This window comes from Marinobacter sp. JSM 1782161 (genome assembly GCF_011421605.1).
Lineage (GTDB): Bacteria > Pseudomonadota > Gammaproteobacteria > Pseudomonadales > Oleiphilaceae > Marinobacter_A > Marinobacter_A bohaiensis.
In genome coordinates, this window is the sequence record NZ_WSSA01000002.1 from 2810421 (window position 1) to 2824399 (window position 13979).

A 13979-nucleotide genomic window follows, 5' to 3' on the forward strand; every position below is an offset into this window, starting at 1 on the left:
CGCTACTGCAGTTCGTGCAGTCGGGTGATGTGCAGGATTGGCCCGGTCGGCGCCCCGGTGGTCGAGCCCCCCTTGGGCTCCAGGCTGATCGCCAGAGTTCGGGAAGCCGCCAGCGCCGCCCGGGTTTCCGGGGTCAGGGTAATCCGCACGCTGTCTTCGCCGACCGGGATCACCCCGAGGGACATCGGGTTGCCGTCCTTGGGCACCACCCAGAGTTCGTAGTCGTGCTGCCCTTCCGCGGGCTGGGCCGCCACCGGCTGCAGGCTGAGCTGGCCAGCCGGACCGCCCTCGGACACCAGCCAGAGCGGATCCTGTCCTTCTTCCGGTACCACCGCGCCCGACAACAGCGGCCCTTCCGGCGCCTGCGGCTGGTTCACCAGCAACACCGCCAGCACCAGCACAACCGCCGTGGCGGCCAGGCTCCAGCCGGCCCAGAGCCAGCTCGGGCCGGTTCGCCGCGGGGCCGCCGTCTCCGGCCACAGGCGCTGTTCGATCGCACGCCATACCCGTTCCGGAGGGTCTTCGGCGGGCACCGCTTCAGCCAGCGGCGCCAGCTGCTTTTCCCAGTACCAGACTTCCTGGCGAATCGACCAGGACTCCATCATCCAGCGCTCAAAGCGCCGGCGCGCAGGGCCCTTCAGGGCTCCGAGGGCGTATTCGGCGGCGAGCCGTTCAATCCGTTCCGGCGTTCGTTTCATTGTTCCAGACACCTCTTCAACGCCAGTAAACCACGTCGGATCCAACTCTTGACCGTGCCGATCGGCGTACTCAGCGCCGTCGCCAGCTCCTCATGGGTGAAACCGCGGTAGTAGGACAGCAGGATGCTGTCACGCTGGTCTTCACTCAGTTCCTCCAGACAACCCTGTAACGCGGCCGCCCCATCCGCCTGGAGCGAGGCATCCAGCGGATTGGCGCTGTCGTCAGCCACCTGCTCCAGCCGGTCGTCGCCGGCGGTCTGCCGCACCTTGCGCGCCCGGATCAGGTCCAGGGTGCGATAGCGCGCGATCGTCAGCATCCAGTTCAGCGGCGTGCCCCGCTCGCTGTGGTATTCGCTGGCGTGGTGCCAGATACGCACAAACGCATCCTGCAAGGCTTCCTCCGCCAGCTCCGGCTGGTTCGCCAGTTTCTGGCAAACCCCGAACATGCGGCCGGCCATACGTTCGTAGAGCGCCCGAAAAGCCGCCCTGTCGTGCTGCGCCACGCGGGCCAGCAGCGCCATCAACTCTTCGTCCTGACCTGTCTCAACTGCCATTTTGCTTGCTCTCGCGTTCCATCACCGATGCAGATCAGGTAGCCACATTACGTCTGACCGGGCCGTCGAGATGCGGCCAGGACACCACCTGAATAATTTATTTCCGAAGTGCAACCATTCCGGATGCCGGGCCGTAACCGCCTCAGGACAGCCACTCGCTGACGCTGTCTTCCACATTGACTCGCATCCTAACCATAGCAGAGGAACAGACCATGACTTTCCAACCACAACGGTCAGCCCTCTCAGCCACCCTGGCCGCACTGTGCCTTGCCAGCGGCGCTGCGAACGCTTCCAGCCACCGGGAAGCGCCCTTCATCACCGAAGTTCCGAAAGTGGACGGCACCGACTTCTACCTGTTTCGCAGCTATGAGCCGGGGCGCGAAGACACGGTGACCCTCATCGCCAATTACCTGCCGCTCCAGGATCCATACGGTGGCCCGAACTATTTCGATCTGGACGAGGACGCCATCTACGAAATTCACATCGACAACACCGCGGACGCGGAAGAGGACATCACCTTCCGCTTCTCACTCAGCGACGTGACCCAGGACCTGCAGCTCGATGTGGGCGGAGAGATGGTGTCGGTGCCGCTGAAGAACATCGGCGGCATCGGCCCGGCCGCCACCGCCACGGATAACGTTCAGGTGCGCCAGGAGTACAGCCTGGACGTGATCCGCGGCGACCGGCGCAGCGGACAGGTGCAGACCGCCACCAACGTGACCACCGGCACCGGCGATTTCCGCAAACCGGTGGACAATATCGGCACGAATTCGATCAGCGATTACGCCGCCTACGCCGCCAACCATGTCTACGACGTGGCGCTGCCGGGCTGTTCCGCCAACGGGCGGGTGTTCGTGGGCCAGCGCAAGGACGCCTTTGCGGTGAACCTAGGTGAGATCTTCGATCTGGTGAACATCGCCGATCCCCTGGGCAGCCGCGACCAGGATCTGGATACCCTGACCGGGGCCAACGTGACCTCGTTCGCCCTGGAAGTGCCCATCGACTGCGTGACCGGCTCGTCCCAGACCGCGGACGGCGACCCGGTCATCGGCGCCTGGACCACGGCCAGCGTGCGCCAGGCGCGGGTGCTGAACCCGGCGCCGACCCGTAACGGCAAGGGCGCCACCGTGGAAGGCGGTGCCTACACCCAGGTCTCAAGGCTGGGCATGCCGCTGGTCAACGAGGTGGTCATCGGTCTGGCCGACAAGGATCGCTTCAACGCCAGTGAGCCGGCCGACGACGCCCAGTTCGCCACCTACGTCACCAACCCGACCCTGCCGCAACTGCTGGAAATCGTGACCGGCGGTGCGATCCAGGAGCCCGAGGTCTATCCGCGGGTCGACCTGGTCGCGGCCTTTCTTACGGGTCTGACCCTGACCGACGGTGGCGGCGACGTGATCTTCTCCAACGAGCCGGCCGGCGTGCAGGCCTCTGACATGCTGCGTCTGAATACCGACCTGCCGGCGGCCGATCCGGACGTGAACAACCAGTCCGACCTGGGCCTGCTGGCGAGCAGCCCCGACGCCACCGGTTTTCCCAACGGCCGACGTCCGGTAGACGACGTCGTGGACATCGCCCTGCGGGTGGCCATCGGTGCGACCCTGCCGTTCTTCGGTGAGACCGATCCCAACGGCGGCGCGCCGCTGACCGACGGCGCCGTGGTGGATCGCACCCTGCTGCTGGACGGCTTCCCGTACCTCGGGACACCGCTGCCCGGCTCGCCGAATCCGAACACGCCCTGAGCGCGGAGGTTGTCATGACACAGCAAACAGCACTCATCGGCCTGGTGTTGGCGGCATGCCTGTCCGCCGGATGCGCCGACAGCGACGGGCACAGCAACGGCAAAGATAACGGCAATGCGGAAGTCGATTTCAACCAGTTCGTAAAGGCCGAGATCGACAACACCCGTGACGACCGCGACGCGGTGGCCATCAACGAGCTGGAGTTCCAGTTCAACAATCAGGACGACGAGGACGCGTTCGACGATGTGCTCGAGTAACCGGGTACCTGTTGGCCGGCTTTCACGAGGCAGGAAGCCGGCCGACCCTGCCCCCGCTCTTCGGAGCGGGGTCTTTTTCGGATGTCTTCTGCTGGCCCTGGCCGGCGGGCCGGTATGGGCCGCCCCTGCCATCGAGCCGATCGACGCCGAGGCCGTCCTGGCGCGACTCCCCGACCAGGCCCTGGGCGTCCAGCCCCGGGCCACAAGCGCCGAGGGTTTGGCCCGGCAGGCCCGCACCTATCTGGAGCTGGCCCGGCGCGAAGGGGATCCGCGCTATCTCGGCTACGCGCAACGGACCTTACAGCAATGGTCGGACGCAGACAGGCCGCACCGACTGCGTCTGCTGCAGGCGACGCTGGACCAGAGCCTGCACCGGTTCGATCCGGCGCTGGAGGAACTGCAAGCGGTGCTGGAGACAACGACATCACCGGCGCTACGCGCCCAGGCGCACCTGACCCGGGCCACCATCGAACTAGTGCGCGGCCACTATCCGGCGGCCCGTGACGCCTGTTCGGATCTCGCACGGGAGCGGCCCGGCCTGATGTCCGCCAGTTGCCAGGCCCAGGTGGCCGCGCGCACCGGCCATGCCGACGCGGCTTACCAGGCCCTGCAGCGGGAGCTGGACAGGTCCAATCCCAGCCGCGACCGGACCGCTGCCGCCTGGACGCTTGGCACTCTGGCGGACCTGGCCGCCCAACTGGGCCAGCCTGCCGCGCCCGACCATTGGGAGCAGGTCCTGACCCTGACCCCCGGGGACCTCTACGCCCGCACCCAATACGCCGACTGGTTGCTGCAGCACAGCCGCCCCGACGCCGCCCTCGCCCTGACCGAAGGCTACGACGCGGTGGACAGCCTGGCGGTCCTGCGGGCCATCGCCCTGACGCAGCTGGAACGGGACGACACCGAGCTCGTGGCGCATCTGCGTCAGCGTTTCGCGGAGGCTCGCTGGCGCGGCAACCTGCTGCACCGTCGCGATTACAGTCGTTTCCTGCTCGATGTGGAGAACCAGCCCGACGACGCGCTGCAGGTGGCCAGGGACAATTGGCAACAGCAGCGTGAACCGCTGGACACCCGTTTGCTGCTTCGGGCCGCACGGGCCGCCGATGCAGCGGACGTCGAACGTGAGGTGCGCGACTGGCTCGCGGACAACAACCAGACGGATGCCCGCTATCCGGAGACCACCCCATGACGCGCTTCCTGACCGGCCTGCTGATCGGCCTCTTGCTCGCCCCCGCCTGCTGGGCTCACAAGGCCAGCGACGGGTTCGTCTACCTCGATCAGACGAACACGCCGCCCCAGCTACGGATTGACCTGGCCCTGCGCGACCTGGCGCTGGTCGTGCCCCTGGACCGCAATGACGACCGACAGGTGTCCGGCCGCGAGCTGCAGGACGCGCGGGCCGAAATCACCCGCTACCTGGAAGCCGGCGTGACCGTGGCGGCCGGCGACGCGACCTGCGCCCTGAATGGTCTGCAATGGGGCCTCACCCGGCACAGCGACGGTCCCTACGCGGCAGCGCGCTACGCCATCGACTGTCCGGGCGACGCCGCCCCGACGCGACTGACCTACCGCTTGCTGTTCGAGGTGGACAGCCTGCACCGGGGACTGGTCCAGCGCCGGCTGGGCGACTCGGAGCAATTGGCGGTGCTGGGGCCCGACCAGAACGCACTGGACCTGACCACCGTCTCCGCATCGCCGCTGGCGCTGTTCGGCGATTTCCTCTACCAGGGCATCGTGCACCTGGTGTTCGGTTTCGACCACGTGCTGTTCCTGCTGGTCCTGATCCTACCCGCCACCCTGGTGCGCCGGAACGAGCCACAACGAGGCCCGCGGCGCCGGCTGTGGGAGCTGGCCGGCATCGTCACCGCCTTCACCGTTGCCCACTCCATTACGCTCGGCCTGGCGGCAATGGACGTGATGCGCCCGCCCATTGCCTGGATCGAAATCGTCATCGCCCTGTCGATCGCCCTGGCGGCCCTCAACCTGTTTTTCCCGATATTCGGTCGCCACACCTGGCGCCTGGCTTTCGGCTTCGGGCTGATCCACGGGTTCGGCTTCGCCAGCGTGCTGGGCGACCTGACCAGCGGCACGTCACAGACGGTGCTGGCCCTGGCGGGATTCAACATCGGCGTGGAGTTGGGCCAGATTGCGCTGTTGCTGCTGGTCTTCCCGCTGCTCTACGCCTGCAGCCGGTTGCGCCTGTACCAGCGGGCGATGGTGCCCGCGCTGGCCCTGGCGGTGTCGGCGATCAGTCTGTACTGGGTGGTCGAGCGGGTGGCGGGGCTGTCGATCGCCTAGCATCGCCGCCCTTCCCGGGCGGCGAGCGCACAGCCATCAACAGGTTTCCTTACAGGCGGTCAGTGCAGGTTACGCATCTGACGCGGGTACAGGGCGGCGCTGACTTCCGGCTCTTCCAGCAGATCGGCCAGCTCGCGATCCACTTCGGTTTCTTCGCCTTCGTCCGGCAGGGGCTCGAACAGGGTGTTGAGCCAGGCCGCCACCGATGGCACGTCATCCCGGTCGTAATCGGTCGACAGGGCGCCGATCCGACGGAAGCCGATGATGCGCTGGTGGCGCGGATCGCGAATCTGCTCGAAGCCGCGCCAGTAAACCCGATCCCGGGTGTGCAGCTGCACAAACAGCGTGTCGATCGGGCTGGGTGTGTCGTCGTTGATCTCTTCAACCGCCGGCTCCGGTTCCGGCTCCGGCTTGGACTTGATGGTCGTCCAGGCCGGATAAAGCACAGCAACGGCGTCAGCTTCGACGTGTTCCCGCGCGGCACGCAGGATCAACGCCCAGCGAGCCTTGTCGGCTTCGGTCTCGAGGCTTTGGATGGGCAAGTCGTAACTCTGTTCTGACGACAGGACAATCGCCATCATGGGAGCATCCAGCTCTCCCATGGCTTCGCCCTGTGCGACAGATACAAGCTCGTCGATCGCAATCGGTTGGTTCATGGTACGCTCGCCTCCTCGGTGCCATCAGGGAAGGGGGAGACACTGGACAAAACCGCCTGTCCGGCGCACTCACGGCAGACAGGTCGTCTATTCAGTGATCGCCATGGAAGTCGGGCAACTCCCAACTACAGCATAGCGTGTCTCCGCAAAAGGTTAAACGTGGAGACGCATGGACCGGATCACAACCCCAAGGCGGTTATTCTTTACCCGGCCGCGCGCTCACCACGCCCCAATTCCGCCAGGCGCTCGTAGTGATGCCACCAGGGCAGCGCCGCTTCCAGTTGACCGGCCAGCCCGAACAATACGCCCTCGCCCCCGTGCGCGGCCCCGAAATGCACGCCCACCGGCAAGCCCTCGGCGGTCCAGTGCAGGGGCATCGACATCGCCGGCGTGCCGGTCAGGTTGGCCAACTGAGTGAACGGTGTACGCGCCAGGCTCTCCATCGCCAGGTCGTCGACCATCCCGCTGCGGTGCACCAGGCGGCCGGCCCGAAGCAACAGCATCAGGCGACTGGCCGCCTGCAGATGGCCCGGTGTGTCCAGCTCGCCAATGCGGGCCGGCATCTGGCCGGTGGTGGGGCACAGGTAGAGATCGAAACCTTCGAAGAACGCCCCCAGGGCGCGGGCGAAATCGTTCCATTGCTGGCGCAGGCGCACGTACTCCGGCACCGGCAGGGTCCGGCCGAGCATGCCCAGCAGTCGGGTTTCCAGCTCGAAATCCCGGTCGCGGGCGCCGTACTGTTCCCGAGCCCGGTCCATCATGGCCGAGACCTCCCCGAAATACTGCCCCAGATAGCTGCGCGCCAGGTCGCGGCCATCGAACCCGGGGCGGGCGTATTCCACGTGATGCCCCAGTTCCAGCAGGGTGCGGGCCGTCGCTTCCACCGCCTCGACGCACTCCAGCGCAACGTCGCTGCCATAGGGCGACTCGGTGAACACGCCAATGCGCAGCGGTCTCGGCGCCTGCCGAACGCAGTCGGCATACGGCCATTCAGGCGGAGGAATCCGGAAGGGGTCGCCGGGCTCGGCGCCCGCCAGGCGGTCCAGCATCACCGCACTGTCCCGCACGCTGCGGCTGACCACCAGATCGGTGGACGCGCCATTCCAGTGCTCGCCCATGCCCGGACCCGCAGAGACCCGGCCGCGCGACGGTTTGAGACCGAACAGGCCGTTGTAGGCGGCGGGGATGCGGATCGAGCCGCCGCCGTCATTGGCCCCGGCCATGGGGACAATACCCGCCGCCACCGCCGCGCCGGAGCCGCCGCTGGAGCCGCCCGGCGTCAGCCCAAGATCCCAGGGGTTACGGGTCGCCCCCCAGAGGCGCGACTCGGTGACCGCCTTCAGGCCCAGCTCGGGCGTTGCCGTGCGTCCCATGATGACCAGCCCCGCCGCCTGGGCACGCCGCACATAGGCCGAATCCTGCTCAGGTACCTGATCGCGCAGGGCGCGACTGCCGTAGGTGCAGGGTTTGCCCGCCTGCTCCTGGGCCAGATCCTTGAGCAGGAAAGGCACACCGGCAAACGCCCCACCCTCCGGCACCGACGCTTTCATGGCATCGCTGAACTGCGGCAGGCAGATGGCGTTGATGGCCGGATTGACGGCCTCGGCGCGCTGGATCGCGGCGCTCAGGACCTCGCGGGCGGTGACTTTCTTGCGGCGCACCAAGTCCGCCAGCCCGACGGCGTCGAACTGCAAGTAATCGCTGACTTTCATGGATAGGCGTTTGGTTCATTCGCAGCGGATTCGATATCAGCATACCCGGGGGCCCAAACAAATGACACTGCGTTCAGCTTATTTAAGAAGGGCTTCAACCTGAGCAGTGATTTCCGGCCCATCCGGCAATGTGCGGCTGGGAAAATGCCAGACCCGGTCGCCATCGCCGCTGACCAGGTACTTGTTGAAGTTCCAGCCCGGCTCGGCGCCACTCCGGTCAGCCAGGGCCCGAAACACCGGATGGGCGCCCTCCCCCTTCACGGCCTGGGGCGCGGTCATGGTGAAGGTGACGCCGTAGTCGACGAAACAGACTTCGGCGGTCTTGGACGGGTCGGAGGCTTCCTGGCGGAAATCGTTGGACGGCACGCCGACCACCGTGAAGCCCTGTTCGCGATAGGTCTGGTAGACCGTCTCCAGCTCGCGGAACTGGCCGGTATAGCCACAGAAACTGGCGGTATTGACGATCAGCATGGGGCGGCCGTCCTGCAGATCGCAGAAATTGACCGTCTCGGTGGACCGCAGTCGGTTGACGGAATGGTCCAGCCACTCCGGACAGGCGGCATCGACGGTGAATGACGCGGTCGCGATCACCGCTCCCAGGAACAGACGACAAGCCATGGCACCTTCCTCCCTTTCGCCCTGCAGACTTTCTCAGGTCTCCATCATACGCCCTACAGGCCTGCGCGGTTTCACGACCGGCGCAATCGAAGACAGTTGCAGGGAACCGCACCGCTCGCCAAACTCTGGAGCATTCACCGCCAATAACCGGCCCTTTGCGGAGATTCACCATGCCCCTGCGGACAGCCCGTTGCCTGCTGTTGCTGCCCCTGCTTGCCCTCGGTGCCAGCCCGGCCGCCGCGGAGAAACTGAAGGACTGGACCTCGGTGATCCGCGAATCCCCCTACTGGGAAAGCCAGGGGGTCTACAGCAACATCCTCACCATCCGACGCTGGATCCTGGACAGCAGCGGCTACTGCAGCGAGATCGAGCGCCACATCCTCTTCGACCGGCGCGGCCAGTTCCTCGGCTACATGAACAATGCCCCCACCCGGCAGGCCACCCAGCGGAAGCTCAACGACACCCGCCAACGCATGGCGGCCAACGGCCGCGCGGACTACTGGGTGGCGGGCGACCCGCAGACCACCGGTTACCCGTTCGCCCTGGCCTGCGACCAGCCCCACGTCAACATGGATGATGCCCTGGCACGCTATGTGGGCAGCCTGCCGGCGGACCGTATCTGGGGCGACTGGGACGACCTCACCTTCGCCTCGGCCGACGATCCGAAATCGCTGCACGCCGCCCTGCGCTATATCTACGACACCCGCAACAACCAGCAGCGACTCAACCTGCCGGCGGAAATGCCGCGCTATCTGGCGGGTCAGTTGCTGATCGAGAGCGGCGGCCAGCGCAAGGCCCATTCCGCGGCCAATGCCCGTGGCATCATGCAGCTGTCGGACATGGTGCTGGACGATTGCGGTATCAGTCCGGGCAACTACTGGCACCGGCTGGCGCAACTGGACTGCGCCATGCGTCTGACCAGCCAGAACGCCCGCAACCTGCGCCCGGCGTTCGAAGCACGCTTCGGCAAGCTACCGCCGGCCAAACGCGACCGGCTGTTCACGCTGCTGCTGGTGCAGGCGTATCATGGCGGTGCCGCGCGCGTGCTGACGCTGCTGGAAGATGAGGAACTGGCCCAGCCAGCCGCCTATTTCGCCGATCACCCGGAACGCTTCAGTGCCGGCGACATCGCCTTCGGGCTGGTCTACCACAACCTGGGGCGCAATCGCCTGGGGCTGTCGTCCCTGTATTATGTGGCGGACGTGGAGCTGGCCGGCGAAGCCCTGTGCCGGCTGCCGCGCATGGCCGACGACACGCTCTGTGCCGATGCGCCGTAACCCGGGCGCGTACTGATCCGAAACAACCGATACCAGGAGTGACCGTTTGGAGCTGCTGTCCCTGCCCGATGCCCTGAGCCTGCCCCTGGCGCTCGCCCTGTTCGCCACCTCCGCCGTGACCTCCATGATCACCGCCAGCCTCGGTGCCGGCGGCGGCGCCATGCTACTGGCCCTGATGGCGCTATGGTTGCCGCCCGCCGCCATCATCCCGGTGCACGGGCTGATCCAGTTGGGCTCCAACGCGGGCCGCGCCAGCCTCACCTGGCGCCATATCGACTGGAAGCTGATCCTGGCCTTCCTCCCCGGCGTGTTGCTGGGCGCCGGCCTCGGGGCGCTGGTACTGGTGCACCTGCCGCCGGCGATCTGGGAACTAACCATCGCCCTGTTCATTCTCTACCTGTGCTGGGGGCCGGCGCTGCCCCGGGCCATCCTGGGGCCGGCGGGCACCTTCGCCGCAGCGGTGGCAACCACCTTCCTGACCCTGTTTGTGGGTGCCACCGGGCCTTTGGTGGGAGCCTTCGTCAAGCAGGTGCACGGCGACCGCTTCCGCACGGTGTCCACCTTCGCCTCCGCCATGACGCTGCAGCACACGGCCAAGGCAGTGGTGTTCGGCCTGGCCGGCTTCGCCCTGGGCGAGTGGCTGCCGTTCATCCTGGGCATGATCCTGTGCGGGTTCGTGGGGACCTGGCTGGGCCTGCACGTGCTGCAGCGGCTGAGCAACCGCCGTTTCCAGTTCTTCTTCAACCTGCTGCTGACGGCACTGGCCCTGCGCCTGCTGTGGCAGGCGGCGCAAACCGCCGGCTGGATCAGCTGAGGTCGGTCGTGGCCAGGGTCGCCACCCGGCGCTGGCGACGCCGCTCGATAACACCGTTGATGGCCAGGGCGGAGAGGATGATGGCGCCGCCGGCGAAGGCCAGCGGCCCGGGCAATTCATCGAGGAACAGCCACACCAGCAGCGAGCCAATAACCGTCTCCAGCAGCAGGAACAGGCTGACTTCAGCCGCAGGCAGATAACGCGGCCCGGTCTGGATCAGAATGCTGGCCGCGGGCAGGAAACCGATGCACAGCAGGACGATGAACCCGAAGTCCGGCCAACCGGGCCACTGCATGCCGCCGAACAGCGCCGCGGCCCCGCAGATCAGCAAGGCACCGAAAATCAGCATCAGACTCATGTCTGCCTGCGGTCGCGAGCGGGCCACGGCAAGGTTGGAAGCCAGTGAAAACGCCGCCAGCCCCGCCATCAGCAACCCTAGCGGCTGGCCCTTGCCCATCTCTCCCAGCGCCATCAGGGTGGCCCCGGACACGCACACCAGGATCAGCACCCAGGTGCGCAGCGGCAAACGCTCGCGCCAGATCAGCCAGGCCAGCAGCGCGGCGATGACCGGCGCGGTGTTGAGAATCACCAGCACGTTGCCGGCGGCGGTGTGTTTCATACCGGTCACGAAGCCCAGGGTACTGCCGGCGAAGGCCAGGCCGCAGTAGAACCCGCGGCGGCCGCAGGCGCGCATGGCGGGCAACAGCTCCCGGCCGTAGCGAACGCTGTGGATCACCGCAAAACTGAGGGCCAGCAGCAGGCCACGCCAGAACAGGAACACCTCCGACGACACACTGGTGGATTTGACCAGCAGCGCGTCGGGCGAGAGCAGCAGCACGCCCAGCCCGACGATCATAAAGCCTCGCAACCGGAGGGCCTGTTCTGACATCAATCACCTTTTCGATCGGGTTCTGGGGAAGTTCGGCCGCCTGCCCAACGTGAACGCTAGAGGCGGATCAGCGGCTCGGAGGCCTGGTCGTGCTCGCCGAATACGATGACCCGGTTGCGCCCCTGCGCCTTGGCGGCGTAGGCGGCTTCATCCGCGCGGGCCACCACATCCTTGGCCACGACATCGGCAGGCGTGATGGCGGTGAGGCCGATGCTGGCCGTCACGCCATACTGGCGCTCGTTGTCCTCCAGGATGAGTCGCTCGATCCCCACCCGCAGGGCTTCGGCAATATCCCGCGCGCGCGCCACGCCGCAGGCGGGAAGGATCACACCGAACTCATCGCCGCCCAGCCGCGCCACCATGTCGGACTGGCGCACCCGGCTGCGCAGGATATCGGCGATGTGGCGCAGCAGCTCGTCCCCCAGCAGGTGGCCGCCGTTGTCGTTGACCGGCTTGAAGTGATCCAGATCGATCATCATCACCACCGACGGATTGCCTTCCCGGGTTTCCTGCTGCAGCAGGCTGGCGAGCGCCGAGTTGAATCCTCGCCGGTTGGACAGGCGGGTCAGCGGGTCGTGACTGGCTTCCCAGGACAGCCGCTCTTCCTGGCGGCGGCGTTCGCTGTCGTCGCGCATGACGAAAACGAACTGCTCGGCCTGCTCGCCGTCCAGCCGCAGCATGGTCAGCTCCACCTCGAACGGCTGGCCCTGGCGGTTGGTCATGACCGCGTCCAGCTCGGTGACCTGGGGATGGCAGCGGAAGTCGTCGAAGGTCCAGTCGCTGCCATCGATGGTCACCCGGACCAGGTCGAACAGATTGAAGCCGACCACCGTGCTCTGGCTGCCCAGGAACGGCCAGGACGTGGGGTTGGCGAAACTGATGAAACCATGATTATCGGTCATCACCACGCCTTCATCGAGGACTTCCAGGATGCGTTCCGCCCGGGCGCGGGCGCCGCGCAACTCGGCCTCGATTTCCAGCTCGTGTGTGATGTCCCGGGCCACACACACGGTCCCCAGCGCCCGGTCCGGCGTCTGGATCGGGGCCAGCATGTAGGAGATCCAGATAATGCGTTCGGTGCGGGGGTCATAGAGCCGCTGCTCGCCGCGGGCCACTTCCCCCTGGCGCTGCACCCGTTCCCACTCGATACGGGCCTGCTCCTGGTCCGGCCGGTAGATAAACGGCAGGAACGGCTGGTTGCGGATGCGCGCCAGTGGCTGGCCGACAATCGCCTCGAACGCCGGGTTGGCGAACTCGATCCGACCCAGCACGTCGGTCTGGATGATGCCGATGGGCGCACGCTCGGACAGGGAGCGGAAATAAGCCTCCTTCTGCTCCAGCTCCTGGCGGGCCGCCTGGCGTTCCTCCCTCACCTCGGCAAAGGTGCGCTCCAGCTCGCGGATCTCGCGCCCGCCGCCCACCGGCTCCGGGCGCTCCTGACGCCCCTCGTGCAACGCCCGGATCTGCACCGCCAGGCGCTGCAGCGGATACAGGAGGTCACTGAACATCCGCAGCGACAGGGGGATAAACAGAATCAGCAGGATCAGCGCCGCCCATCCCATGACGTTGGTCAGGGTGCGGATGGGTTCGAACGCCTCCCGCGTGGGCAACGACACGGTCACAAACCAGGGCGCCTGGTTCAGCTGCCGGTACGCCACCACGCGCTTGCCGCCGCTGCTCATGGGCACCACGGTCACACCTTCCTCTCCTCGTCGAGCGGCCTGGTGCAGGGGGCTGTTGTCGTTAAGGCGCCCCAGTTCCGGATGATCGAACGGCTCCACCAGGATCACCCCGGAGCGGGTGCCCATCGCCACAAAACCGGTCTGGCCAATACTGAGATCAGCCAGGGCCCCCAGGAAACTGTCTTCGCTCAGCTTGATCGACCCGGCCAGGATACCGGTCAGGCGCTGGCTGTGATCGAAGATCGGTGCCGTTACCACCACCACCGGCTCGCCCTCGTCGCGAGAGAAGATCGGCTTCGAGATCAGGGTGGTCATCTGCTGGAGGGTCTGGCGATAGTAGGGACGATCCGACACATCGATACCGCGCGCAGGCTTGTCCTCAGGCAGCACAGCCTGGACATGGCCTTGGTGATTGATGAGATAGAGTCGGTGAAACAGCGAGTTGAGGGCCGTCTGGCGGTTCAGGATCACCTGGGCACGGCTGAAAAGCGCCTCTTCGTACATGGTGAGCCCGGCGGCCACCCGGGTGATGGCATCGAAGCGCTCGGCCAGCTTCTCGTCCACGTCGTCGGCAATGATCATCGCGTGGGTCTGTAGCTGGTTGCGGGCCTGGGCTTCAAGTTCCGACTGGCCAAGGGAGACGGCGATCACCGTCGCGGTTACGGTGATCAGGACGACAAGCAGGACGACCATGACGACGGCCCGGTTCTTAAGGCTATCGAACCAGCGTCGAATCCTGTCAATCAATGATGTACCTCCACCTACTGCTGTCGTCATCCGCC

13 protein-coding genes are annotated in these 13979 nt (G+C 66.4%); 6 read left to right on the plus strand and 7 right to left on the minus strand.

Annotated features, from left to right (window positions below; all coding sequences use genetic code 11):
- Positions 1 to 2: 2 nt before the first annotated feature.
- Positions 3 to 698 carry an anti-sigma factor domain-containing protein gene (locus GQB00_RS12540; RefSeq protein ID WP_111493228.1) on the minus strand — a complete coding sequence of 232 codons (696 nt, stop codon included), beginning with the start codon at positions 696 to 698 and terminating at the stop codon, positions 3 to 5.
- A complete protein-coding gene (locus GQB00_RS12545) occupies positions 695 to 1252 on the minus strand; it encodes an RNA polymerase sigma factor (protein WP_111493227.1) in 558 nt (185 codons plus the stop codon). Before GQB00_RS12545 ends, GQB00_RS12540 begins: the two co-directional genes overlap by 4 nt.
- 212 nt (positions 1253 to 1464) lie before the next feature.
- Between GQB00_RS12545 and GQB00_RS12550 the strand changes: the two genes are divergently transcribed.
- The 4 genes from GQB00_RS12550 (at position 1465) to GQB00_RS12565 (ending at position 5549) form a co-directional block, all read left to right on the plus strand.
- Positions 1465 to 2994, plus strand: coding sequence for a DUF4331 domain-containing protein (locus tag GQB00_RS12550; RefSeq protein WP_111493226.1), 1530 nt, complete (start codon positions 1465 to 1467; stop codon positions 2992 to 2994).
- Positions 2995 to 3008: 14 nt separating this feature from the next.
- Positions 3009 to 3251 (plus strand): hypothetical protein, encoded by a 243-nt coding sequence (locus GQB00_RS12555; protein WP_165856448.1) that lies wholly within the window; start codon positions 3009 to 3011, stop codon positions 3249 to 3251.
- A 217-nt stretch (positions 3252 to 3468) separates the two neighbouring features.
- Positions 3469 to 4440: a hypothetical protein gene (locus GQB00_RS12560; protein WP_228276706.1), complete on the plus strand. Its 972-nt coding sequence runs from the start codon at positions 3469 to 3471 to the stop codon at positions 4438 to 4440.
- A complete protein-coding gene (locus GQB00_RS12565; RefSeq protein ID WP_165856449.1) occupies positions 4437 to 5549 on the plus strand; it encodes a HupE/UreJ family protein in 1113 nt (370 codons plus the stop codon). The genes GQB00_RS12560 and GQB00_RS12565 overlap by 4 nt, the downstream gene beginning before the upstream one ends.
- A gap of 59 nt (positions 5550 to 5608) precedes the next feature.
- Here GQB00_RS12565 and GQB00_RS12570 read toward each other — a convergent pair whose 3' ends face one another.
- The 3 genes from GQB00_RS12570 to GQB00_RS12580 all read right to left on the minus strand — a co-directional run bounded on the left by GQB00_RS12570 (position 5609) and on the right by GQB00_RS12580 (position 8535).
- The gene (locus GQB00_RS12570; RefSeq protein WP_111493220.1) at positions 5609 to 6205 is read right to left on the minus strand and encodes a hypothetical protein; all 597 of its coding nucleotides are present in this window, start codon (positions 6203 to 6205) and stop codon (positions 5609 to 5611) included.
- A 203-nt stretch (positions 6206 to 6408) separates the two neighbouring features.
- Positions 6409 to 7917, minus strand: coding sequence for an amidase (locus GQB00_RS12575; protein ID WP_165856450.1), 1509 nt, complete (start codon positions 7915 to 7917; stop codon positions 6409 to 6411).
- A gap of 78 nt (positions 7918 to 7995) precedes the next feature.
- On the minus strand, positions 7996 to 8535 hold the full coding sequence (locus GQB00_RS12580; RefSeq protein WP_165856451.1) for a glutathione peroxidase: 540 nt from the start codon (positions 8533 to 8535) through the stop codon (positions 7996 to 7998).
- A gap of 170 nt (positions 8536 to 8705) precedes the next feature.
- On the opposite strand from GQB00_RS12580, the gene GQB00_RS12585 reads away from it, so the two are divergent.
- Positions 8706 to 9812, plus strand: coding sequence for a hypothetical protein (locus GQB00_RS12585; RefSeq protein WP_228276707.1), 1107 nt, complete (start codon positions 8706 to 8708; stop codon positions 9810 to 9812).
- A gap of 46 nt (positions 9813 to 9858) precedes the next feature.
- On the plus strand, positions 9859 to 10626 hold the full coding sequence (locus tag GQB00_RS12590) for a sulfite exporter TauE/SafE family protein (protein ID WP_111493214.1): 768 nt from the start codon (positions 9859 to 9861) through the stop codon (positions 10624 to 10626).
- On the opposite strand, the gene GQB00_RS12595 is transcribed toward GQB00_RS12590, so the two are convergent.
- The gene (locus tag GQB00_RS12595) at positions 10619 to 11515 is read right to left on the minus strand and encodes a DMT family transporter (RefSeq protein ID WP_111493212.1); all 897 of its coding nucleotides are present in this window, start codon (positions 11513 to 11515) and stop codon (positions 10619 to 10621) included. The two genes, GQB00_RS12590 and GQB00_RS12595, sit on opposite strands and share 8 nt — an antisense overlap.
- Positions 11516 to 11571: 56 nt before the next feature.
- Positions 11572 to 13944: a diguanylate cyclase domain-containing protein gene (locus GQB00_RS12600; RefSeq protein WP_165856452.1), complete on the minus strand. Its 2373-nt coding sequence runs from the start codon at positions 13942 to 13944 to the stop codon at positions 11572 to 11574.
- Positions 13945 to 13979: the final 35 nt, after the last annotated feature.

Bases quoted from the DNA above. Each gene is read 5' to 3' on its own strand.
- GQB00_RS12575 (WP_165856450.1), bottom strand. From the start codon at position 7,917: ATGAAAGTCAGCGATTACTTGCAGTTCGACGCCGTCGGGCTGGCGGAC.
- GQB00_RS12595 (WP_111493212.1), bottom strand. From the start codon at position 11,515: ATGTCAGAACAGGCCCTCCGGTTGCGAGGCTTTATGATCGTCGGGCTG.
- GQB00_RS12545 (WP_111493227.1), bottom strand. From the start codon at position 1,252: ATGGCAGTTGAGACAGGTCAGGACGAAGAGTTGATGGCGCTGCTGGCC.
- GQB00_RS12565 (WP_165856449.1), top strand. From the start codon at position 4,437: ATGACGCGCTTCCTGACCGGCCTGCTGATCGGCCTCTTGCTCGCCCCC.
- GQB00_RS12555 (WP_165856448.1), top strand. From the start codon at position 3,009: ATGACACAGCAAACAGCACTCATCGGCCTGGTGTTGGCGGCATGCCTG.
- GQB00_RS12540 (WP_111493228.1), bottom strand. From the start codon at position 698: ATGAAACGAACGCCGGAACGGATTGAACGGCTCGCCGCCGAATACGCC.
- GQB00_RS12550 (WP_111493226.1), top strand. From the start codon at position 1,465: ATGACTTTCCAACCACAACGGTCAGCCCTCTCAGCCACCCTGGCCGCA.
- GQB00_RS12570 (WP_111493220.1), bottom strand. From the start codon at position 6,205: ATGAACCAACCGATTGCGATCGACGAGCTTGTATCTGTCGCACAGGGC.
- GQB00_RS12585 (WP_228276707.1), top strand. From the start codon at position 8,706: ATGCCCCTGCGGACAGCCCGTTGCCTGCTGTTGCTGCCCCTGCTTGCC.
- GQB00_RS12580 (WP_165856451.1), bottom strand. From the start codon at position 8,535: ATGGCTTGTCGTCTGTTCCTGGGAGCGGTGATCGCGACCGCGTCATTC.